This window comes from Bhargavaea cecembensis (assembly GCF_001619585.1).
Classification (GTDB): domain Bacteria; phylum Bacillota; class Bacilli; order Bacillales_A; family Planococcaceae; genus Bhargavaea; species Bhargavaea cecembensis_A.
This window is the reverse complement of sequence record NZ_LQNT01000011.1, coordinates 123,578-146,271: the sequence shown is the minus strand read 5'-3', so window position 1 is coordinate 146,271 and position 22,694 is coordinate 123,578. Positions and strand designations below refer to the sequence as shown.

Annotated in this window: 23 protein-coding genes; 12 read left to right on the top strand and 11 right to left on the bottom strand. The window is 53.7% G+C overall.

The window, feature by feature from the left end:
- Nucleotides 1-20 precede the first annotated feature (20 nt).
- Entirely contained in the window at nucleotides 21-1,160 is a 1,140-nt protein-coding gene (locus AV656_RS11320) for a CAP domain-containing protein (RefSeq protein ID WP_063182034.1), read from the bottom strand.
- A 128-nt stretch (nucleotides 1,161-1,288) separates the two neighbouring features.
- On the opposite strand from AV656_RS11320, the gene AV656_RS11315 reads away from it, so the two are divergent.
- Nucleotides 1,289-2,260 (top strand): bile acid:sodium symporter family protein, encoded by a 972-nt coding sequence (locus AV656_RS11315; protein ID WP_063182032.1) that lies wholly within the window; start codon nucleotides 1,289-1,291, stop codon nucleotides 2,258-2,260.
- 110 nt (nucleotides 2,261-2,370) lie between these two features.
- On the opposite strand, the gene AV656_RS11310 is transcribed toward AV656_RS11315, so the two are convergent.
- The 3 genes from AV656_RS11310 to AV656_RS11300 all read right to left on the bottom strand — a co-directional run bounded on the left by AV656_RS11310 (nucleotide 2,371) and on the right by AV656_RS11300 (nucleotide 5,913).
- Entirely contained in the window at nucleotides 2,371-3,150 is a 780-nt protein-coding gene (locus AV656_RS11310; protein ID WP_082818721.1) for a DUF3298 and DUF4163 domain-containing protein, read from the bottom strand.
- A gap of 269 nt (nucleotides 3,151-3,419) precedes the next feature.
- On the bottom strand, nucleotides 3,420-4,565 hold the full coding sequence (locus tag AV656_RS11305; RefSeq protein ID WP_063182028.1) for a zinc-dependent alcohol dehydrogenase: 1,146 nt from the start codon (nucleotides 4,563-4,565) through the stop codon (nucleotides 3,420-3,422).
- Between the two features lie 202 nt (nucleotides 4,566-4,767).
- Nucleotides 4,768-5,913 carry a zinc-dependent alcohol dehydrogenase gene (locus AV656_RS11300; protein WP_063182026.1) on the bottom strand — a complete coding sequence of 382 codons (1,146 nt, stop codon included), beginning with the start codon at nucleotides 5,911-5,913 and terminating at the stop codon, nucleotides 4,768-4,770.
- 239 nt (nucleotides 5,914-6,152) lie between these two features.
- Between AV656_RS11300 and AV656_RS11295 the strand changes: the two genes are divergently transcribed.
- The 5 genes from AV656_RS11295 (at nucleotide 6,153) to AV656_RS11275 (ending at nucleotide 9,189) form a co-directional block, all read left to right on the top strand.
- A complete protein-coding gene (locus AV656_RS11295; RefSeq protein ID WP_063182024.1) occupies nucleotides 6,153-6,794 on the top strand; it encodes a pentapeptide repeat-containing protein in 642 nt (213 codons plus the stop codon).
- Nucleotides 6,795-6,813: 19 nt separating this feature from the next.
- Nucleotides 6,814-7,185, top strand: coding sequence for an iron chaperone (locus AV656_RS11290; RefSeq protein WP_063182022.1), 372 nt, complete (start codon nucleotides 6,814-6,816; stop codon nucleotides 7,183-7,185).
- A gap of 62 nt (nucleotides 7,186-7,247) precedes the next feature.
- Complete coding sequence (locus tag AV656_RS11285; RefSeq protein ID WP_063182020.1) at nucleotides 7,248-7,715, top strand: hypothetical protein; 468 nt, start codon at nucleotides 7,248-7,250, stop codon at nucleotides 7,713-7,715.
- A 97-nt stretch (nucleotides 7,716-7,812) separates the two neighbouring features.
- Entirely contained in the window at nucleotides 7,813-8,217 is a 405-nt protein-coding gene (locus AV656_RS11280) for an HIT family protein (protein ID WP_231877276.1), read from the top strand.
- 60 nt (nucleotides 8,218-8,277) lie between these two features.
- Entirely contained in the window at nucleotides 8,278-9,189 is a 912-nt protein-coding gene (locus AV656_RS11275; RefSeq protein ID WP_063182018.1) for an EamA family transporter, read from the top strand.
- A 420-nt stretch (nucleotides 9,190-9,609) separates the two neighbouring features.
- On the opposite strand, the gene AV656_RS11265 is transcribed toward AV656_RS11275, so the two are convergent.
- From AV656_RS11265 to AV656_RS11235, 5 genes are all read right to left on the bottom strand, one after another.
- Nucleotides 9,610-10,119: a GNAT family N-acetyltransferase gene (locus AV656_RS11265; RefSeq protein ID WP_082818759.1), complete on the bottom strand. Its 510-nt coding sequence runs from the start codon at nucleotides 10,117-10,119 to the stop codon at nucleotides 9,610-9,612.
- Between the two features lie 31 nt (nucleotides 10,120-10,150).
- Nucleotides 10,151-11,041 carry an ABC transporter permease subunit gene (locus tag AV656_RS11260; RefSeq protein ID WP_063182012.1) on the bottom strand — a complete coding sequence of 297 codons (891 nt, stop codon included), beginning with the start codon at nucleotides 11,039-11,041 and terminating at the stop codon, nucleotides 10,151-10,153.
- Nucleotides 11,038-11,973, bottom strand: a complete 936-nt coding sequence (locus AV656_RS11255; RefSeq protein ID WP_063182010.1) for an ABC transporter permease subunit — start codon at nucleotides 11,971-11,973, stop codon at nucleotides 11,038-11,040. The genes AV656_RS11260 and AV656_RS11255 overlap by 4 nt, the downstream gene beginning before the upstream one ends.
- Before the next feature lie 144 nt (nucleotides 11,974-12,117).
- Nucleotides 12,118-14,268: an MMPL family transporter gene (locus AV656_RS11250; RefSeq protein WP_156484853.1), complete on the bottom strand. Its 2,151-nt coding sequence runs from the start codon at nucleotides 14,266-14,268 to the stop codon at nucleotides 12,118-12,120.
- Nucleotides 14,269-15,416: 1,148 nt separating this feature from the next.
- The gene (locus AV656_RS11235; protein WP_063182002.1) at nucleotides 15,417-15,914 is read right to left on the bottom strand and encodes a CarD family transcriptional regulator; all 498 of its coding nucleotides are present in this window, start codon (nucleotides 15,912-15,914) and stop codon (nucleotides 15,417-15,419) included.
- A 147-nt stretch (nucleotides 15,915-16,061) separates the two neighbouring features.
- Here AV656_RS11235 and AV656_RS11230 point away from each other — a divergent pair, with 147 nt between their 5' ends.
- Together AV656_RS11230 and AV656_RS11225 are read left to right on the top strand one after the other, a co-directional pair.
- Nucleotides 16,062-16,502 carry a MarR family winged helix-turn-helix transcriptional regulator gene (locus AV656_RS11230; protein WP_063182000.1) on the top strand — a complete coding sequence of 147 codons (441 nt, stop codon included), beginning with the start codon at nucleotides 16,062-16,064 and terminating at the stop codon, nucleotides 16,500-16,502.
- Nucleotides 16,503-16,537: 35 nt separating this feature from the next.
- The gene (locus tag AV656_RS11225) at nucleotides 16,538-16,759 is read left to right on the top strand and encodes a hypothetical protein (protein ID WP_063181998.1); all 222 of its coding nucleotides are present in this window, start codon (nucleotides 16,538-16,540) and stop codon (nucleotides 16,757-16,759) included.
- A gap of 57 nt (nucleotides 16,760-16,816) precedes the next feature.
- Here the strand turns inward: AV656_RS11225 and AV656_RS11220 are convergent, their stop codons facing one another.
- A complete protein-coding gene (locus AV656_RS11220) occupies nucleotides 16,817-17,017 on the bottom strand; it encodes a cold-shock protein (RefSeq protein WP_008297547.1) in 201 nt (66 codons plus the stop codon).
- Nucleotides 17,018-17,292: 275 nt separating this feature from the next.
- Here AV656_RS11220 and AV656_RS11215 point away from each other — a divergent pair, with 275 nt between their 5' ends.
- Entirely contained in the window at nucleotides 17,293-17,835 is a 543-nt protein-coding gene (locus tag AV656_RS11215; protein ID WP_063181996.1) for an NfeD family protein, read from the top strand.
- A gap of 50 nt (nucleotides 17,836-17,885) precedes the next feature.
- Nucleotides 17,886-19,463, top strand: coding sequence for a flotillin family protein (locus tag AV656_RS11210; RefSeq protein WP_063181993.1), 1,578 nt, complete (start codon nucleotides 17,886-17,888; stop codon nucleotides 19,461-19,463).
- A 484-nt stretch (nucleotides 19,464-19,947) separates the two neighbouring features.
- Here the strand turns inward: AV656_RS11210 and AV656_RS11205 are convergent, their stop codons facing one another.
- On the bottom strand, nucleotides 19,948-20,418 hold the full coding sequence (locus tag AV656_RS11205; RefSeq protein WP_063181992.1) for a GtrA family protein: 471 nt from the start codon (nucleotides 20,416-20,418) through the stop codon (nucleotides 19,948-19,950).
- A gap of 236 nt (nucleotides 20,419-20,654) precedes the next feature.
- Here AV656_RS11205 and AV656_RS11200 point away from each other — a divergent pair, with 236 nt between their 5' ends.
- Both AV656_RS11200 and AV656_RS11195 read left to right on the top strand, forming a co-directional pair.
- Complete coding sequence (locus AV656_RS11200) at nucleotides 20,655-21,353, top strand: ABC transporter ATP-binding protein (protein ID WP_063181990.1); 699 nt, start codon at nucleotides 20,655-20,657, stop codon at nucleotides 21,351-21,353.
- A complete protein-coding gene (locus AV656_RS11195; protein WP_063181988.1) occupies nucleotides 21,343-22,626 on the top strand; it encodes an ABC transporter permease in 1,284 nt (427 codons plus the stop codon). The genes AV656_RS11200 and AV656_RS11195 overlap by 11 nt, the downstream gene beginning before the upstream one ends.
- Nucleotides 22,627-22,694: the final 68 nt, after the last annotated feature.

Below are 22,694 nucleotides of genomic sequence, written 5' to 3'. Positions count from 1 at the left end.
TGCGGTTTTTGCTTGCTCAATTATTTGAACAGGAAGTTCTCCGTATAGTATGGCTGGTCTTCTTCGTTGAAGGCGACCCCCACGCCGAGCATGCGGTAGTCTTCGTTCAAAATGTTTTTCCGGTGGCCGAGCGAGTTCATGAGCCCTTCGTGGGCGAAGATGCTGCTCGGCTGGCCATAGGCGAGGTTCTCGCCGGCCCCGCGGAACTGGATGCCGTCTTCCGCCATCCGGTCGAACGGCGACTGGCCCTCCAGGTTCTCATGGGCGAAATAGTCATTCACCGCCATGTCCTCGCTGTGCTTCACTGCAGTGGCGGCGGTGCGCCCGTCCCAGTCCAGGACGCCATAGCCGTGAGCCACGCGTGCGGCGTTCGTCAAATCGAACAGCTGGCGCTCGAAGCCTTCCTTCAGATCCGCGTCGGCGGCACCGTACAATGCATTCTGCGATTGCTCGAGGTCCTTTTCGATGATCTGGACAGCGGTAACGGTGTCGGTCCGGTGGAGGTCATAGAAGATGGTGACATAGCTGTTGTCCAGCTCAAACACATCATATTCTCCGTTGCTCTGGATGAGGAATGCGCTGCGCCCCTTGACGATGCGGTCAAGAGGACGGCCGTATTCCGCACGGACAGATGCTTTCTGGGAGCCGTAGGCGATCCCGCTTGTGGAGGCGATGATATCCTGGTTTGTGAAAAGTCCGTTGACGCGGTCATCCCCATCAAACGAAACCATTGCGAAGTTGTGGTATCCGTCATGGTAGGCATGCCATTCGACTCCGTATTCGTTCATCGTGGAGCGTGCGGGTTCGCCAAGCTCGTTCTGGACGAGCTCACGGGTGTCACCGATCCCGATATTGTGCACGGTGATCGGGACGGATTCCGGCCGCTCCAGTTCCGGTTTTTCGGCTTCTCCGCCGGAAGCCTGGCGGACGCGCTCGTCCTTTACGGACTGCTCCAGTTTCGCGTAAAGAGAGTTGGCGCCTTCATTCAGCTTGCCGAGGGCCTGATCGACCGCGGGCTGCCCGCCAATGTCTGCAATCAGCTCGTCTACCCGGTCGAGGAATGACAGGTCGACGACACGGGACAGCGGCTCTTCCCACAGCGGCCGGGCAACAAAGACCAGGACGGCCAAAAGGATCAGTCCGAACAACCTTCTCACCATGCACAATCACCTCCTTTATCTTTCCATTTTACCACCAACGTCATGGTTTCATGCATCCGCCGATTCGAAACCTTCCCGCTTGGGGGTTATAATAGTTCCCAACGATGCAAAGAGAGAAGGATTCGACCATGCTGGAACGTTTCGATGGCTTCCTCAAGAAAGGGATGCCGGTCATCACGCCGCTGTGTCTGGTTGTCGGCGTGCTCATTGCGGATACAGGCAGCCGCCTCCTGGGCCTTGTCCCGTGGATTTTCGCCCTCATGACGTTTGCGGGCAGCCTCGGGATGCGGGTGACAGATCTTAAGAACGCGGTCAGGCATCCGCTGGCGGTGTTGCTGAGCCTCGCTTTTCTTCACCTGCTCATACCGGTCTGGGCTTATGTATTCTCGGTCCTGGTGTTCGATGACCATCTGCTGACAATTGGGTTTGTCCTGTCTGCCGCCGTGCCGACGGGAGTCTCGAGCATCATCTGGGTGAGCATGTACCGCGGAAACCTGGCGCTGTGCCTGTCGATCATCCTCATCAACACCATGCTCGCACCGCTGATCATCCCGGCGACCCTTTTTGTCGTGGCGGGGGAGGGGGTCCCGGTCGATGCAGGGGCCCTTGTCACGGACCTGCTCCTGATGGTCGTGCTCCCGTCGCTTGCCGGATTGCTCCTGAATGAATGGACGAAAGGACAAGCGGGGAAGTTTCTCGGTTCCAAGCTTTCACCTGTGTCAAAATTATCCATATTCTCGATTGTTCTCATCAACAGCAGTGTGATTGCGCCCTATCTCAAGGATTTCAATCTCGAACTGCTCAAGGTGATTGCGGGCGTCCTGGTGCTCGCCGCATCGGGCTATGCATTCGCTCTTCTGATCGGGGAAAAGGTGTGGAAAGACAGTCCGGACATTTCGGTCATGTTCGTCTTTAACGGAGGCATGCGGAACATTGCACTCGGTGTCGTTATCGCGACTGTCTATTTCCCGGCGAAGGTTGCCGTACCGGTGGTATGCGGTATGCTGTTCCAGCAGGTACTCTCCGCCGTCTTCGGCAAAGTGATTGAGCAGCGTCACAGGCTGAATAAAGAGGTCGGACAGGTCATTCCCGCGGAATGAAGCACCCGGGAAGCGAAAGGCTGCCGGCCTTCTGTTTGCTTCGGATGGACGGCGCGGAAAACTTCTGAACAAAAAAAGACCCGCTGGGGGTCTGGGAAAGGTCCGGGAGGTTAGATCCGTCCGGCATATTCTTCTTTCAGGAAACCGCGGACCAGGTCGAGCGGAATGTCCGCGCGGACGACTCCGGCGGCACCGACCGCGATTTCATACTCATCGAAATAAATCGAGAGACGGTCATTGCGGAGTGCCCATTTCCAGGAGGACGGGTCGTTAAGCGCCATCGCGAGCAAGTCGTCGAAAAGGTCGTCTTTCAGCGGTTTCTGTGCAAGCAGTTCATCTTTTACGAGTTTCTGCAGCACCCGGCCGTCACTCTTCAGATCAAACAGGTCCGCCAGTTGAACAATCCGGCCCTCGGAAGGATCGATGTTAAACGGCTTGATCTTCGTGATTCCGTTTTCGCCCCCGGTGTACTGATACGATGTGTACAGCAAGCTGTAGAGGTTTCCGGTATGGGGAAGCTTTTCGGCCGTGAGCCTGAGGTGCGCGCGATCGCCGTCTTCCAGCTGTTTTTTATATTCGTCGACGCTGCTTTCAAAAAGGTTTTTCTGCTCGTCGATCCACTTGGTGATCGGTTCCTCCACTGCCATGTGGTCGGCCGATACTGTATTGATGTCCATTGTGTACCATCTTGTCTGTTCTGTAACCGTCTGAAGCTGAAGGCCCGGAGTTTCCGGCTGTTCCTTCGTTACGGCCGCGTCCGCGATACCCGAGTCCTCAATCACATCCGGTTCAACGGTTTGCGAAAGGGCGAATCCGAGCATGGCGGTCAGAGCCAGCACGGCCGCAAGGGTCCATGCTGGCCATCCCGGCCGCTTCATTCGCGTTTTCATAAATGTAAATCAGCCCTTCTATTTTTTGGCCACCCGTTATTTATATGTTCGGGCGACCCCCCTATTACCTCGTCCAGTATACCATTGATTCCCGGAATAAGGGAGGGAAAATGACAAAAGCCTGCATGGATGCAGGCTTTGTGAAAGTTCCTTTTTGGAAATGGAAAGACATTTGTCTTCCTCGAACCGGACAATTATTGCTGCCCGGAATACATTTCCGGACTGAATCAAAAGGCTTCCCGGCATGCGGAAAGCCTTTTTAAGGTTTGTTATGGTTTCAGAATCACTTTTGTACATTCATCGCCATGTTCATAGAACGTCTTATAGGCCACCGGTGCTTCTTCGAGCGGAACGATATGGGAAATGATCTCGGTCGGATCGAGTTTGTGCTCCGTGATCATTTTGAACAGCTCCGGCATCAGGTGCGGGACGGGTGCCTGTCCGGACTTGATGGTGACATTGCGCTCGAAGAAACGGCCGAGCGGGAAGGCGTTGTACCATAGACCATAAATACCCGTGAGCTGGACTGTACCGAAGCGGCGGACGGCACGGTGCGCGGTGCGGAGAGCAGTGAGTGATCCGCCCGAAGCTTTCAATTTTTGCTGGATCTTCTCAGGTACCGTCTTTTCGCCATCCATGCCGACACAGTCGATGACGACATCGGCTCCGCCGGAAGTGAGTTCCTTGAGATAGTCACCGGTCTCGTTTGGATCACTGTAGGTGACTGTCTCGACCCTGTTCATCTCCCTTGCCTTTTCCAGGCGGTATGGAACGTTGTCGACGCCGATGACCCGTTTGGCGCCCATCATCCATGCAAACTTCTGGGTCATGAGGCCGATCGGACCGCAGCCCATCACGATGACGGTGTCGCCTTTCTTCACACCGGAGTTGAGGACGCTCCAGTAGGCGGTCGGGAGGACGTCGGACATAAAGAGAACGGCTTCGTCAGGAACTTCCGCCGATTCGGGGATAACGAAAGGCAGGAAGTTGCCGAACGGAACGCGCATGTACTCGGCCTGGCCGCCCGGATGGTTTCCGTACATTTCCGTAAACCCGAAATAGCCCCCGAAATCGGTTTCCGGTATCGGGTTCGTGTCGGGATGTTCACACTGGCTTTCCATGTCGTGCGTGCAGTACCAGCATTCACCGCATGCCACGTTAAACGGGATGACGACACGGTCGCCTTTTTTCACCTTCGTTACGGCAGGTCCGACTTCTTCAACAATTCCCATCGGTTCATGGCCGATAACGTATCCCGGACGTGTCATCATGGCTCCCGTATAGATGTGCAGGTCCGACCCGCAGATGGCGGTCGACGTGACGCGGATGATAATGTCGTCGTCTTTTTCAATTTTGGGGGCTTCGACGTTTTTTACCTGGATGTCCTTTGCGCCTTGGAATGTTACAGCTCTCATCAGTCAAACTCCTCCTTTGGGGTCTCTCCTTAACTAGTTGCCTGTTTCTGGAGGGGGTAAACACGAGGGGAGGCGCCGGAGCAAAAGGAGGACAGGTGGATCGGGAACATAAAAACCCGCAAATCTGCGGGCTGTGAGGAGATCGTAGGATTTTTGCGGAATGAGTTGCCTTCCGCCATGCGGAAAGGCCTTTCGGATCCTGTTATGGTTTCAGAATCACTTTCGTACATTCATCGCCATGCTCATAGAACGTCTTATAGGCGATCGGTGCTTGTTCGAGCGGGACGATATGGGAAATGATTTCGGTCGGGTCGATTTTATGTTCCGTAATCATCTCGAATAGTTCCGGCATCAGGTGGGGAACAGGCGCCTGTCCGGACTTGATGGTGACGTTGCGCTCGAAGAATCGGCCCAGCGGGAAAGCGTTGTACCACAGGCCATAGACGCCCGTAAGCTGGACAGTGCCGAAACGGCGCACGGCGCGGTGGGCGGTGCGGAGAGCAGTGAGCGATCCGCCGTGGAGCTTCAGCTTATGCTGAACCCTTTCCGGAATGGTCTTTTCCCCGTCCATGCCGACGCAGTCGATGACGACATCGGCACCGCCGGATGTAAGTTCTTTGAGATAATCGCCCGTCTCGTTCGGTTCATGGTAAGTGACCGTCTCGACTTTGTTCATCTCTTTCGCTTTGGCCAGCCGGTACGGCACATGGTCGACGCCGATGACCCGCTTGGCGCCCATCATCCACGCGAACTTCTGGGTCATGAGGCCGACCGGACCGCATCCGAGAACGATGACCGTATCTCCCTTTTTCACCCCGGCGTTGAGCACGCTCCAGTAGGCGGTCGGAAGGACGTCCGACATGAAGAGGACCGCTTCATCCGGCACCTCGGCCGATTCCGGGATGACGAACGGCAGGAAGTTTCCGAATGGCACACGCATATACTCGGCCTGTCCGCCCGGGTGGTTGCCGAACATCTCCGTATAACCGAAATAGCCGGCGAAGTCGGTGCCCGGTGTAGGGTTTGACTCGGGATGGTCGCACTGGCTTTCCATGTCATGCGTGCAGTACCAGCATTCGCCGCAGGCAACGTTGAACGGGATGACAACCCGGTCTCCCTTTTTTACTTTTGTGACGGCAGGTCCGACTTCTTCGACAATGCCCATCGGCTCATGGCCGATAACATATCCCGGGCGGGTCATGATGGAGCCTGCGTAGATGTGCAGGTCCGAGCCGCAGATGGCGGTGGAGGTGACTCGGATGATGATGTCATCGTCTTTTTCAATTTTCGGGGCATCCACATTTTTGACCCGGATATCCTTTGCGCCATGGATCGTCACTGCTCTCATTGGTCGATTTCCTCCTTTGGGATGTCTCTCATCATCGTTTCCGTTTTCCGGTCGGTGTAAACGCCGGGGGATGCGCCGGAGCGGGCGGACAGGTATACTGGGAACATGAAAACCCGCGACTCTGCGGGCCTGGGAGGAGAACGCATGATTTTCGGAATGGACAGCGTCCCGATGTGGTTTTATGTTCTCGCAATCTGCGTGGTGATTCTGTTCATCATCGTCGCCGAGTGGTGGACACGGTGACCGGCGTGAAAATTCGGGCGCCAAAGCTCATGAAGGAACTGCCGGTGGCCTCCTGGGAAGAGTCATTTGACGAAGAGGATGCATCTGTCCGTGCGTCCTGCATGGAAGGCGGACGGGCAACTGCCGATGGGCGGGTCATCTTCGACGGTGTCCTTTTCAGGAAAATGGACTTTCAGGGCTTCCGTGCACCTGCGTCCGAACTGATGGACGTCGTGTTTGACGGCTGCGACCTGTCGAATGCGGACTTTTCCAGGTCTTCGCTGCACCGCTGTGAGTTCCGCGGAACCAAGCTGACCGGCGCAGTCTTCAGCGAGTCGATGCTCCGTGACGTGCGCTTCACAGACTGTGCGGGGCGTTACTCAAGCTTTAACTTCTCAAAGCTGAGGAACGTTGCGTTCGATGGCTGTGAGCTGGAATCTGCAGATTTCGTGGACTGTTCGATGAAAGATGTGGCATTCGGCAATAATCGGCTGGACGACATCAGTTTTCTCGATACAGATCTTGACGGCATTGACCTGACCCGTACGGAATTCAGCCGGATCACCGTCACGCCGATGAAACTCGCGGGTTGCAAAGTGACGCGCGAGCAGGCAATCGGGTTTGCCCGGACGTTCGGCCTGGTCGTGGAAGAAGATTAATTCGATGGAGGAAGCATAAATGGAAGCTTTTAAAGAGTACCTGAATGGCATCGACCATCCCGACCACCGGGAACGGATGGAGGAGATGCTCGGCTGGGTGGCCGAAACGTTTCCGGAACTGGAGCCGGTGATCAAGTGGAACCAGCCGATGTTTACTCATCACGGCACGTACATCATCGGCTTTAGCGTCGCCAAGAATCACCTGTCCGTCGCTCCTGAGGAAGCGACGATGATGAAGTTCCGGGAAGACATCGAAGCTTCCGGATTGACCTATACGAAGGGATTGGTCCGGATGCCGTGGAAGAAAGAAGTCGACTACGGCCTGCTCAGGAAATTCATTGAGTTCAATATTGAGGACAAGGCGGACTGTCAGACGTTCTGGAGACAATAAACGCAGCGGATTCATGTTTGATTACTCTCCGTGACCCGGAGAGATTAAGGAAGGTGTTTAGGATGCTCAGTTTTCAAGAAAAAGAAGCCATCATCGCGAAATTCCCGGAACTGACCCGGAAAGAAGTGTCGATGGGGCGTGTGAATTACCATTACGAAGAATCGCTCCATGAAAAGAAAATCGTCGTGCGCCATCTGCACGAAAACGGCAACGGCTTTGTCTACGTCGGCAAGCTTCCACAATACGATGCGGACAAAAAAGGTTTTATCAATATCCGAGACTTCTCGGCAGACGAGCTGGAAGAGGTTCTGGCGGAATCGATCCGCTATCTTTCAAGCGATCCTGCCGGAGAGCCGGTCAATGAAGCGTGGGTGAACCGTGAAGGCACCGAACTCCATCTGAAGGAGGAGAACGGCTACTTTAACCTGTACTATGGTGAGAACCTCGAGGAAGGATTCGACTCTCCAAAGGAAGCGCATTTGTATCTGAAGGAAGAAGGCTTCCGCATGAAATCGGGAGGCGCCATGTAATGGACGGCAAAAAGTTCGTCATTGTTTTCCTGACAATCTTTGTCCTGGTCATTGTCGGTGTCCTGCTCAGCTTCTGGGTGTTCTACCGGGTGGACCAGTGAGCGGCGGGAATTGCCCGTTCTGCGACCTTTCCCTGATGGACGGGCAGGAAGTCGTATTGGAAAACAGCCTTTGCCGATTCCTGATGATGCCGCAGGAAGTGCTGAAAGGTTCCGGAGTCATCGTCCCGGTTGCACACCGGGAAACAGTGTTTGATCTGACGCCTGAGGAATGGCGTTCGACACATGAGATACTGGTTGCGGCAAAGGAACTGCTGGACCGGAAATTCTCGCCGGACGGCTACAATATCGGGTGGAATTCCGGTGAGACCGGCGGCCAGCACATCCCGCACGCCCATCTTCATGTCATTCCGAGGTTTGCCGATGAACCATATGCCGGGCGAGGAATCCGGCATTGGCTGAAAAGCCGGGACAACAGGAGACCGGTCCCTGAGGCCGAATAATGGGCGCTTCCGTACCCCGGAAGCGCCTTTTTAAGAGCGAGAGATACAGGGGGGAGACCGATGGAGGGCACTTCGAGAAAAACAGGCTTTTTCCTCGTCATCACGGGAGCGACACTGTGGGGCGTCGGAGGTACCGTCGCACAGAAGCTGTTCCAGCAGTACGGCATTGACGTCAACTGGCTCGTCACAACCCGGCTCCTCATTGCCGGTCTGCTTCTGCTGACGGTCCAGTTCCTGATGAAGGACCGTTCCCAGATTTTCGGCGTCTGGAAAGAAAAGCAGACAGGCGCCCAGCTGGTCGTATTCGGCCTTCTCGGCATGCTGGCTGTCCAGTATACCTACATGGCCTCCATCCGGCACGGCAATGCCGCCGTGGCGACTTTGCTCCAGTACCTGGCGCCGGTCATGATCATTTTCTACCTGGTCCTCCGCAGGCAGACCGTTTTCCGGCGGGAAGATCTCGTGACGGTCATCCTCGCACTGGGCGGCTGTTTTCTTCTGCTGACGAACGGCTCGCTTTCCGGGCTGTCCGTTCCCGCACCAGCGGTGATCTGGGGCGTGCTGTCAGGGGTCTCACTGGCTTTTTATACGTTATATGCCATCCCGCTTCTCGCACGGTTCGATTCGCTGGTCATTGTCGGCTGGGCGATGATCATCGGGGGCTTTGCGCTCAGTTTCGTTCATCCGCCCTGGCAGATCGACTTGTCGGGACTGACAGCGGAAGCGCTCGGCTACATCGCATTCGTCATCATTTTCGGCACGATGATCGCCTTCTGGTTCTACATTGAGAGCCTCCAGAGCCTTCAGCCGAAGGAAACGAGCCTGCTTGGCAGCCTGGAGCCGCTGGCGGCAGTCCTGACAACAGTCTTCTGGCTGAATGAGCCGTTCGGCGGGTTCCAGTGGGCCGGAACGGCCGCCATCATCGGCATGATTTTGTTCATGGCGTTCAGCAAGAAACCCGCGGCAGAGTAAAGGATGATGCCGGGCGGATAGGTTAGGATGCAAGATAGACGCAGGAGGTGGGGCTATGGACAAGCGCAGAAACATCGTACGATTCCTCCTGTTCGGCGCAGGGTTTTTACTTGGTGTCCTGATTTTGCCGAAACTCTTCGGATGGTGGTAAAAAGGAGGCCACAGGCATGTTTCTCATATTGCGATGGGCGGCTGTTCTTCTGTTTATTTTGATCGGATCTTTTCTGTTTACCTTAACGTTTGATGGACTGGGGTTCATCGGCAATACCGTTAAGGCAATACTCGGCGTAAGCTGTTTTTACATTGCCGGTCTTTTTATGAGAAGAATCAGGGGAAGTCACCTACACAAAGAGGAAAGCAGCTGACTGCTTATACCTTTCTGAATAACCTCCAAACCAACAATGGTTTGGAGGTTATTTTTTATGCTTCATCAGCGGATATAGATTGAACGATTTGTTGTTTACCATTTTTCTCAAAGATTTTATAAGGCTTCATTCCAATTTTTTCAGCGACTTTTTGTGAGGGGATGTTCTCTAAAGTCGTATAAGAGAATAGTTTTGAATATCCTAAATCATGTAAGGCATATTCCGTACAAGCCCATGCAGCTTCTGTTGCATAGCCTTTATTCCAGAACTCTTTAATCATGTGAAAACCGATCTCCGGTAACACCCGGTTTTCGATGTTTTGCATGGTGATTCCGCAATCACCAATAAATAGATCGCCATCTTTTAAAATTACTGCCCACAAGCCGTGCCCATATCTCCTGTAGTTTTCCATGTTCCATTTAATCCAATTCTCCACTTCTTCATGGTTAAAAGGATGAGGGTAATATTGCATCGATTCCGCATCGGAGAGGACCTTTGATAACTCGGCCTGATCTTCCATTCTTAACTCTCGCAAGTATAATCGGTCCGTTTCGATAATCTTCAACATAGAACCCACCTCATTTCCACTGTGTGGTTCAAACACGCCGTATTTTTATCTCCTGCTGCTTTTTCAGTCCCTCTGCCAACAGGTAAAAGCCGATAATGGAAAATGTCATGGCGAACAGTGCAGCAAGGGGGATCCATTGGGCCGAATAGATATCCTGCCGCAGGCTGCTCAACAGTACCGGCCAGGCATCGGACGTTTCAACGGCCCGGTAACTTCTGTCCAGCTGTGAAAAGAATTTCTGATTGACGTAAATGCCGATGACACCCAACTGAACGAGCAAGATCATCGAGCGTCCCGCTTCCATTGGTGTCGTGATGACCAGCTCCTTTACCAGAGATGGCCAGTAGTAATTCTTAAAAAGTGTCCATCTGCTGCCCCCATTTGTGATGGCTGCTTCCATATACGTCTGTTTCCGCTGCTGATGCAGATTTTCATAAAACACCATGGCCAATCTGCCGACCTCGACGGCCGAAATGATGACAAGCACCCAGAAGGACCGATGATCGGAAAACATCACGCCGGGGATCGCAAGCAGAATACAGATGATGAAGATCGTCGGCATGAAGGAGAAGAAAGAGTTCCACAAATTCATGAGCAAACGCAGGCCGTTAAAATAAAACGCCCCTATGGAAATGAGGAAGGCGGCCACTACACGCACTGCCACGATCACACCAATAATGTAGAAGGTTTCCCTCGCACCGATGATCACCTTGGACCAGAGATCCACTCCTTTCCGGTCAGTCCCGATGAGATAATCGTCGGACGGCGGGATCGGGGGCACCAGCAGTGTACCTTCCGAATCCCTCAGGACGAGCGTCCGGTCCATCGAGCCGTCCACGGCCGGCAGGTAGGGGCCGAATAGGATGATGATCAGTAAGGTACCAATCATGGCGGATCCGATCCATAATGTCCGGTTCATCGTCCGTCACCCAGCGGCGAAATGGCTGAACGCGCTACACCTGAAATGATGTTGAAGGCCAGAATTACAATGGTGAACATAAAGATATAGCCGATTTGCGAAATGATATTCGGTGAGACGAGGGCGCCGACATAAAAAGTGGTCGGGCTCCCAAGCGTGGTGTACATGTAATAAGCGGCACCCTTATAGTCGGTAAACACTTCGACGATAAACAGATTCGATAGGGTGTAGAGGACCATCGTGTTGGAGTAGGCCAATATTTTCGGCAGGCCATTTTTCAGCATGTGCCGATACAGAATCTTCAGCTCTCCGGTCCCTTTCGAGCGTGCGGTGCGGATATAGTCCAGGCCCTGCTCGGCCTCAAGGGTCTTGAACGTGATGTTCGCGATGAACATGACCGGATAAATCGACAGGTACAGGATATTCATCAGGACATTATCAATCTGATCGTGGCCGAACAGGTCGATATCGACAAGGCCGTAGCTTTGCAGCAGAAGTACCGACAGTTGAATAAATACGATGATGGCAATGTCGGGTACGGACAAAAAGCTGATGGTGGCGGGCTGTCCGATCAGTCTCGCCTTTGTTTTTCTCGCCCTGAAGTCGAAAATCCCTTTGGCGATGCCAACAAAAAAACCGATGAGGATGGCCGGCATGAAAATCAGCATGCTTCTCACAAACACGGACGTGACCTGATCCATGATCGGATGGCCGGCCTCATCCGTGCCCAGACCTCTTGTCTCATAAATATAGGGAAAAAAGGATTGGATATTGGCGACATGATGTTGAACCTGATAATCATAAGTGGCGCCCATGAACGAGCCGCCCCTTCCTTCCTCGAATTCAGTATCCATTGGAATCAGCAGAAGCAGCACCAGGATACCGATTGAGAAAAGCCAAACGGCTGTCCGGAGTGCAATGGTTTTGAACAAGACGAAACACCCCTAATATGTAAATCATCTCAAACTTATCCTTTTAATTATACAATAAAAACATTGCCAATCTTCCAGGAAATAGAGAAGGCACAAAATAAAAGCGGCTGCTCCGGAATCGGGCAAGCCGCTTTCTATTCTTCATTAATGCCAGTTCCCCGCCTTGTACGGCCCTTTCCGGAACGGCATCCACCAATTCCACTTGCCGAACAGTTTCATGAGGCTCGGGACGAGAAGGAGGCGGATGATGGTCGCATCGATGGCAACGGCAATCGCGATGCCGACGCCGATCTGCTTGACCGGCATGACTTCGGTGAACGCGAATGCCCCGGTGAGGACGATCATGATGAGCGCCGCGGATGTGATGATCTTGCTGGTGGCGGCGAGTCCTTCTACGGTCGCGCGGTCGTTGTCATAGTCCTTCGTATACTCTTCCTGGATGCGCGAAATGAGGAACACCTCGTAGTCCATGCTCAGTCCGAAAACAAGGCTGAAGACAAGGACCGGGATGATCAGCGCAATACTGCCGGCTTCCAGACCAAAGTGACCGTACTGGAAGATATAGACGAGCGCACCGAACGCCGCTGCAAGGCCGATGACGTTCATGATGATCGCCTTCAGCGGGATCAGGACGGAGCGGAACGCGATCATAAGAATGATGTACGTCGAAACGATGATGATTGCGAGCACATAGGCGATCTTGTCCGAGATCTCATCGAAGATTTCCTGGTTGAACTTCGGATAGCCGCCGACTGACAGGTTCCACCCGGTGTCCTTCTCCGCCCACTCTCGCGCCCAGTCCTGGGCTTCGGCCGATGCGCCTTCCGGCTTCAGGGTGACCGGGATGAGAAGCGAGTCGCCTTCGATAAATGAGTCGAGGAGCGGCTCGAGGGCCGCTGCCGTCTGAGGAACTTGTGTGGCCTGCAGCCACGTGTCTGCGTCTTCGATGTCGCCTTCAGTAAAGATGGAGGAGACTTCATCGGTGCGCGGGTCGTCGAGGAGCGCTGTCTGGACGTTTTCGATCTCACGAATGCCGTCTTCATCCTCCCAGCCGCCTTCGCGCTCGGCGATGACGTAGGCTATAGAGTTGGATAGCCCGAACTCATCCTCGATGTTCTCGAACGCCTGGCGGGTGTCATTGGAAGCCGGGAGCGAGTCCAGTTCCGGGATGGTCAGTTCCATGTCTTTCACCGGAATCATGGAGATCCCGAGGACGAGGAGAGCGCCGATCGCAACCAAAACCGGTCGCCTGATGACGCGCTCCGCGAATTTGCGCCATCCGCTTTTGCCATCCTCTTTCACCTTGAGGATGGTCCACTTATTCAGCCGGTCGCCGAGTACGAGCAGGACGGCCGGAAGCAGGGTGAGGGAAGACAGGACGGCAAGCGTCACGACCGCCATGCCGCCGACGCCGATGTTCTTGAACAGGTCGATCTGGATGATGAACAGGGCACCTAGCCCGATGAACACACAGAACGCCGAAAACAGGACGGAGCGCCCGGCGGTGAGAATTGTCGTCCGTACCGCTTCCGCCACAGACTGCTTTTTCCGCTCTTCCCGGTACCGGTTGATGAACAGGAGCGAGAAGTCGATGCTGAGAGCGAGGCCCAGCATCGGGACGATGTTCAGCATGAAGATCGACAGGTCCATCGACTGGCCGATCAGTGTCATCGTGCCGAATGTCGTGATGATCGTGGCGATTCCGACAAAGAACGGGACAAGTGCCGCAACAACCGATCCGAAAGCTAGGAGCAGGACGACGAGGGCAATCGGAAGACCGATCGTCTCGGCCTTGACCAGGTCGCGCTGGCTCGCCTTGTTGATGTCCTCACTGATCGCGGTGCCGCCGGTGAGAACAGCACCGTCATGATCGGCGGTTTCCTGGATGGCCGATACAGCATCGCTCATGTCCGTGTCCTCTTCAAAATGAAGAAGAGCGTAGGAAAGGTTTTCGGTGTAAAGGGAGCTGTCTTCCATTGGAGAAACGATCTCTTCCGCGAGTCCCAGATCCTCCACGTCCGACAAGGCCGTTTCGATTTCTTCATCAGTCATGTCTTCAAAGACAAGGAACATCGTTTCCGCCGGCAGGCCGAACTCCTCGGTCAGCCGGTCGGCCACTTGTTCATATTCGCCGTCCATCCGGAATCCGTCCCCATCGAGGACCCCCGGCAGCTTGATTGCCTGGAAAGCCATGAAGGCCGCAATGACGATCCAGAGCGCAATGATCCACTTCGGAAACCGGATGACGAGATTGGCTAACGTACGCAAAAGGCTTCTTCCTTTCGGGTCAAACATTGATTGTTTTTCTCCAATAGTTTACATGAGCGGAAGAGGGTTTGTCGTGCGGGAAGGGCAGTGAGCATAGGTCTGATCAGCAGTGAGGACGAGGGAGCCTGGCGAAGCATCTCGGCAAACCGGTTTCTCCTGATGACATGCGGCCAGGAGATTTCGTGTTCATTGATACCCACAAGGTAGATGGACACAGTTTTTAATTTTCAATGGAATGGTTTATAGCATTGATAAGTACAGGTTTGTTTATAGCGGGCACAGGATTTTTTTACTAAAGAAAGAATTAAACGAGTTAGGGGGTGATTTGTTGTGGAGAAGAAAAAAAGTATCAATACTGCTGAGTCCATTTTGATAGTAGGATCTTTTTTCATGTTTTTGTATGTGGGGCATAATCTGGTTTTCATAAACGAACTTTCTCATTTCTTTGAAAGGGACTCGTTATGGTTTTTGCTGCCTCTTATTACATTGGTTATTGCGGTACATTCGTATCTCAAAAGGTAATGCATGCTTGATACAATCACCTACTCAGTGAATGCCTATAATAGAAATGTCTAAACAATTAGCCCCTTCCTGTTTGGGAAGGAGCTAATTTTATTTTGGTTTTACGGATGGATGCTACTATCTCTGTGCTTTTTTATCTCCAACATATTTCCATAAGTGATAGATCCCCCAAAACAAACTTGCATCTAAGACTAAAAATAAGAAGATCATTAAAGGATTCTCTGCAAAATAATTAGACGCAAAAACAGAAAACCCTACCAAGATAATTAAGAATGGGAACAGAAGAATCCAATATCGCTTATCTTTAAAGGTTTCAAAACTAAACAACCAATCACCTCTTCACTAATTTTCTTTTCCAATATTATACGTTCTAAAAAAGGAAAGGATTTCTCTTTTTTGAATAAATCATGTAAAAAGCCCCCGCCTTAAGCAACCATTTTGTCCTTCAGACTCAAAATTCCTATTACTACATCAGGCTGGAATGTCTAATTTTGATATATAAGCCCTGCAAAGCGTATTTATGAATTACTGCATATTTACAGATTGAGTCGAACGTATACGAACTGTTTGAGAGTATACCATCTGGGCGCGAGAGTAACGGCCATTGGACAGCAAAAAAACGCACCCCGCTCACGGGATGCGTCTGAGTGAATTTATTGTGGGGTGGCGGCCAAGATGCGCTCTTCCACTTGGTCCGCCACCTCATCGATCGAAATGCCGAGGGCCATCGAGAGCTCTCTGAACAGGATGGACTGGACATGGTTCAGGATTTTGCGGTCCTGATCATAGATTTTCTGGTCGGTGTTGAGTTTCTTGTCCATGAGTGCGCCGGCCACTTCAGCGATTTTCTGCCGGTCACCTGACTGGACAAGTGCCTGGTAGGCGCGTGCCCGGTGCTTCGGGTCGTCCACCCAGTCAATGCCCGGTTTCCCGAATACGTCCATCAGCTCAACGGCTTCTTCGCGGTTCATCGTTCGCATGATCCGCTTTTTCTTGCCATCCACCGGCGTGCTGATTTTCAGTGTCTGTTCTCCAAGCGGGTGGAGTACATAATAAAGCCGGGTCTCGCCAAACAGTTCCTTCTTGCAAATGTCATCGATTTTGCACAGTCCGTGCTCGGAATAGATGACGACATCACCGATCTCAAACATCCGCATGGCCTCCTCATGGCATATTGTCAACTAAGTTTACATTCATTGTAACGCTGATTGTTTAATTTGTCAAATCAGTTGACAATCAGCCCGTCGCTTGTCATGATTATCCCGTTATAAAACTGGATATGGAAAGGAAGGGTCAGGATGCCTGAAATGAGCGGCCTGGACTTGATTGACCTGCTTGGAGAACGGCATTTCGGCCTTCGGCGGATTGCAGAGGAATTGTGGAATGAGCGCGGAGAACTGGCGATCTCCAACTCGGAATGGTTCCTCATGGCGAGGATTGGCAAGGGCGGGCCGACAATCGCCGAGGTCAGCAGGCAGGTGGACATCACCCGCCAGGCAACCCACAAGCTAATCCGCAAAATGTCGGACAAGGGGCTTGTGGAAGTGTCCGACGATGAACGGAACAAAAAAGTGAAGCGCGTACGCCTGACCGCGTTGGGCCATTCGTGCTATGAACATAATGAAAAGCTGAAAGCGGAACTGGAAGCACGGATTGCCGAAGCGATCGGAGCGGACAGGGTCGCGGCGCTGAAGGAGATCCTTGCAATGGATTGGAGACTGGAAAACAGGGAATCGTAAGGAAGAGAGTCAAAGATAGCAGGAGGGGAATCCTATTGAGGAATCTGTCAACAGCCGAAAAGATTCTTTTCGGGATTGCTTTGGTGATCCTGGTGGCTTCCATATTTAATCGTGACCTGTTCCGCTTCATGTTCCTTGCGTTTGCGATTGCCTTCGTCTACCGGGTCATCCGGCCAAAAGAAGGGGAGAAGCGTGGGTGGAACCTTCTGATTGTAGCGCTGCTGCTGATGGGGTTCCTGCTGGCCAATCCCTGGTAATAGCAAAAAAACGCCGTCTCCCGGAGGAGACGGCGTTTTTAGCAGTCGTTTAATGGATTACATTTTTACGACGTTCGCAGCTTGAAGACCGCGTGGGCCTTCTTCGATTTCGAATTCTACTTCTTGACCTTCATCAAGGGACTTGAAGCCGTCTTGCTGGATAGCGGAGAAGTGTACGAATACATCGTCGCCATCTTCGCGCTCGATGAAACCGAAGCCCTTTTCTGCGTTAAACCATTTTACTTTACCTTGTTCCATGTTTGTTTCCTCCTTGCGGCCGATCAGGCACACGTGTGTTACTATCCTTGCTCAAGTCTTGATGTGTCAGGATGAAGCGAATTCCACCCGAACGTCATTGCCGAACAAAAATAATTCTTTTACATCATAACAGCCCTTCCAAATCATTGCAAGTGAAATGACGAAGAGTTTAGAGAAGACAGACCTCTGTCTTCTCCCGACCGTAAATGAGAATTTTTTGAAACCTTTTCAATCTCTGTGCGTAGAACAGGTAAGCAAACAGAGGGGGTGGGAAGATGGAGGTATTCGGACTGCCGGTGGAGCAACTGTATCTGGTCGTCTTGGTCGCAGCAGGGCTGGCAACTGTGCTGTATCTGTTTTTCGGGGACGTGGCGGACGGTGCCGGGGAGGCGCTGCCTTTTCTGAATCCGGCGGTGATCCTGGCATTCATCACGTTTCTGTCGGCTTCCGGGTTCATCTTCGAGAACGTGACGGGAATGGGGAGTGGCGCGATCCTGGCGGTTTCAGCGGGAATCTCGGCGGTTCTGTCGTTTCTTCTTTATTTCTTCGTACTACTTCCGCTCCGGTCCGCAGAGGCGTCGACCGCCTATACCGAGGAATCGCTTCTCGGCCAGGTTGGCCGCGTGATCACGCCGGTCCCGGAAGACGGGTTCGGCGAGGTCGTGATCGAGACAGTGAGCGGCCTCATCTCGAAGCGGGCGGCCGGCCTGGAAAATGCCGCGATCGACTACGACAGGGAAGTGCTGATCATCGACATCCGGGAAGGAACACTGATCGTGAAGGAGTACGAGCCGTTCCGCTTTAAAGAATTGTCTTGAGCATCTCCTCCGGCTGTTCTGCTTACATCTGATTAAAGGGGGCATCATACATGTTGGTTTGGATTGCAATCGGAATTGTCGCATTCGTGTTACTGGCTATTATCGGCGTTTATGTGACGCGCTACCGCACCGCGGGGCCGGACGAAGCGCTCATCGTCACGGGAAGTTATCTGGGTACGAAAACTGTGCATACGGATGAAGCTGGGAACAAGATCAAGATCATCCGCGGCGGCGGGACATTTGTCTTCCCGGTGTTCCAGCAGGCGGAACCGCTCAGCTTACTGTCGAGCAAACTGGAGGTAACGACTCCGGAAGTATATACCGAACAGGGCGTGCCGGTCATGGCTGACGGCACAGCGATCATCAAGATCGGCGGCTCGATCTCCGAAATCGCGACGGCCGCCGAGCAGTTCCTCGGCAAGGCGAAGGAAGACCGGGAAAACGAGGCGAAAGAAGTGCTGGAGGGACACCTCCGCTCGATCCTCGGCTCGATGACGGTCGAAGAGATCTACAAAAACCGCGACAAGTTTTCTCAGGAAGTGCAGCGCGTCGCCTCGCATGACCTGGCGAAGATGGGGCTCATCATCGTGTCCTTTACGATTAAAGATGTCAGGGACAAAAACGGCTATCTCGACTCGCTCGGTAAACCGCGGATCGCTCAGGTTAAGCGCGACGCAGACATCGCAACTGCTGAAGCGGAAAAGGAAACCCGCATCAAGCGGGCAGAGGCCGACAAGGAAGCCAAGCAGGCGGAACTCTTCCGCGCCACTGAAATCGCCGAGTCCGAGAAGGATAACCAGCTGAAGGTCGCGGAATACCGCCGCGAGCAGGACGTTGCGAAGGCGCGTGCCGATCAGGCGTACGAGCTGGAATCCGCACGGGCCAAGCAGGAAGTCACCGAGCAGGAAATGCAGGTGCGCATCATCGAGCGCCAGAAGCAGATCGAGCTCGAAGAAAAGGAAATCCAGCGCCGGGAGCGCCAGTACGATTCCGAGGTCAAGAAAAAGGCCGACGCAGACCGCTATGCCGTCGAGCAGAGTGCGGCCGCCGACAAGGCAAAGCAGCTCGCGGAAGCAGACGCGGAGAAATACCGCATAGAAGCACGCGCGAAAGCCGATGCCGAAAAGATCCGGCTGGACGGGATCGCCAAAGCCGAATCCGAGCGCGCGCAGGGTGAATCCGAAGCGGACGTCATCCGCCTGAAAGGTCTTGCCGAGGCGGAAGCAAAGCGCAAGATTGCCGAAGCGTTTGAGCAGTACGGCCAGGCTGCGGTGCTCGACATGATCGTCCGCATGCTGCCGGAATACGCGAAAAACGTCGCGACTCCGCTCAGCAACATCGACAAACTCACCGTCGTCGACACGGGCAGCGGCGAAGGCGGAGGCGCGAACCGTGTTGCGGGCTACGCCACCGGCCTCATGACGAGCCTGCAGGAATCGCTCAAGGCGAGCTCCGGTATCGACGTGAAGGAAATGCTCGAGAACTATTCGGGCAAGCATAACCTGCGGCCAAGCTTGGATGATATCGCATTCGAGATGAAGGAGAAGCGGGAGAAGAAGGAAGAACCTGTGTCCGTTGCGGTGGATGAGGAATCCCCGACTGAAGATGCGGAGCAGGTGGAAGTGTAAGGACATAAGTGGACCCGGATCCAGGCCTCTGGGAGGCGCAGGATCCGGGTTTTCTTGTGCGGATACATTCGATGAAGAAGATCAGAATAAAGACGTGTGCCGGAAAAGGCCGTGGTTGCATCAGGTACTTTTGTATCGGTTTTAGAATAAACTGAAGCGTGGTATACTAAAATCAGAAAAGCCATCCGGCGGCAACCGGATGGCCCAGCAACACGGCGCTCAGAGAAGCCGCCCGCAGTCAGCGAATCACAAAATGACCCCCTTAGCGAGCCGTCAACTCAAGTCAGGGGGTCATTTTTTGTGTGTCGATTCCATAATGGCGACAACCAAAGCCGCAAATGCAACTGCGAACATCAGTGTTTCATATATGGACACAGGCCTCACCCCCTCTCTTGCGGGGAGTGGGCAGACCACCCTGTGCAAACCGTGCTGCTGTTCCTCTATTTTAACATGCTGCGTGACGTTCGCCCCTGCTTCGGAAGAATCATTTCCGGGCAGGGATTTTTGGCGTGAGATGCTGATGTGTCTGATGATGCCTCCGCACGCTCTTCTTCCCTGCAAATACCCAAGTCCGCTGGATCAGGAATCCCGCGATGAACAGTCCGAAGTCGACGAAGACTTTCAGGATGGCTTCATTCATGAACTTGAACAGGAAGTGGAGAGCGGTGACGAGCGCGGCGGATGCCGCCATGTTAAAGAGGACGAGCGCCGCGTATTTCAGGAATGAATGCTTCGACCCGGACTTGAAGACAAGTCGCCGGTTGACAGTATAGTTGAACACAGAGGACATCGTGCGGGCAATGACGGTCGCAAACGTGATGTACATCACCGGTGAGTCGTCCTCGAGCCACCTCGAGAACACCCAGAACAGGCCGATATCAATGGCGAATGAGGCGACGGCAGACAACGTGAACCAGCCAAAGGTGCGGTACGTCTCTTTCCGAATTTTCTTCATGGCCGCACCTCCTTTTTATCTGTCCCATACCCTCAGTGCAGCCGGATGAACCGGGGCGCGGGAATGTGTAATTTCCCAACGTCAGTGTGTAATCTCGCGGGCTGATTGTGTAATCTCGGCCGGCCAATGTGAATACTCGGGTTCCGGCCTTAAGAAAATCTTCATTTTCCCCCTCCATAAACCTTCAGATTTTCCCTCTATACTGAAATCACCAACCACTTATTGGAGGAATGAACATGATCGAAGTGAAGGGGCTGTCCCACTCGTTCCGGGTCGGCAAGAAGGGGAAGGAGACGGAAGTTCCCGTCTTAAAAGAGCTGGCACTGAAGGCGCGGGACGGGGAGATCGTGTCGATTGTTGGCCGGAGCGGTTCGGGAAAGTCGACGCTTCTTCACATTCTGGCGGGATTCCTGCAGCCGGATGCGGGGCGGGTACTTGTGGACGGCACGGACCTTACCGCGATGGGTGAAGCGCAGCGGGCGGCATTCCGGCTGGACCGGTTCGGCTTCGTCTTTCAGAACTTCCAGCTGATGCCCGGGCTGACGGCATTCGAAAACATTGAATTGCCGCTGACGCTGAAGGGCGTGCCGGCATCGGAGCGAAAGCGGAAAGTGGAGGAGCTGATGGAGAGTGTCGGTCTGACAGGAATCCGCGGTCATTACCCGAACGAGCTGTCAGGGGGACAGCAGCAGCGGGTCGGTATTGCGCGCGCCCTTGTCACCGAGCCCCCGGTCATCTTCGCGGATGAGCCGACGGGGAGCCTCGACTCCGAGACCGAGCAGGACATCTTGAACCTGATCCTTTCCCTTAACCGGAAGTACGGCATCACGTTTGTCATCATCACGCATGACGACGAGGTTGCGGCCATTGCGAACCGCCAGTACCGGATGCACGACGGCGAACTTGCGGAAGGGGGCATCCGCCATGTCGTTTAAGGACCAGATCGCATTTGTCCGTCAGCACATCCGGCGGAACCGGCTCCGTGTGTTCATGACCGTGCTAGCCGCAACAATGGGCACGGCCTTCCTGATCGTCCTGGCCTCAGTCGGTTTTGGACTTCAGAAGACGATCAAGGATGATATCCTGTCGAACCAGATGGTGACGCAGATTGAAGTGTACAGCGAAGAGATGACAGATGCGAAAGCTGACGCGATGAAGGAGATCGACCACGTCGAGGCTGTTGTCCACCGCAAGCAGCTTGTGCCGGCGGCTATAGGGGAACTGGAAGCCTACAAAGGGCATCTGAATACGTACTTTACCAACTTCAAGGATGAGCAGGCATCCGGATTCAGGCTTGCGGAAGGCCGGTTTCCCGAAAAGCCGGGCGAGGTGATCGTCGGATCACAGTTTGCTGCTCAATTGATAGCTGAAAGTGTGGAGGTGAAGGAAGGAGAAGAGCCGGCTTCCTATGATGGGAGCGTCATCGGTCAGACATTCACGTTCTCATTTGAAGGAGAAAATGATGAAACTGCCTCGGGGACCTGGCCGTTTACCATCGTCGGCGTCAAGGAAGCACCGGGCAAGGACTGGGCGTTCGACGGTTACCTTTACCTGGATGAATCATTCATGAAAGAGATCGAGTCGGCTTATGTGGCCGCTTCCCCGGATTTGGACGAACAGGAAGACATGCCATTCACGAACAGCTCGGTGAATGTGTATGCGGATGACCTGGCGAACGTCAAGGCCATCACGCAGAAGCTGAAGGACGACGGGTATGCGGTGTACTCCGTCTCCGAGGAGATCGAGCAGATCGATGTGTTCTTCCTTGCACTGAAGGCGGGGCTGATCTTTGTAGGGACAATCGCGATCCTGATCGCCTCAATCGGCATCTTCAATACGATGACGATGGCGGTCACGGAGCGGACGCGGGAAATCGGCGTTATGAAAGCACTCGGCGCCGGACCAAAACTGATCCAACGGTTGTTCCTGATGGAAAGCGCATGGATCGGTCTCGTCGGCACGGTCATAGCGGTCGTGATCTCCTATGGTGTGAGCTTCGCGGCGAACGCGATACTTCCGATCATTGTGGATGCCGCTCTCGGCGGGGAAACGGGTGACTCGTTTGAAGTCACATTCTCAGTCATCCCATGGCAGCTCGTGCTCATTGCCTCGGCGATCTCATTGACCGTTGCCATGATCTCCGGCTGGCGGCCGGCGCGCAAGGCCACCAAGACCGATGTCATCGGTGCGCTGCGGCATGAGCTTTAAGGAACAGATAAGGTGAAAAGGCATCCGAACTATATCGGATGCCTTTTCCTATGTAAGGGCCTGCCTGC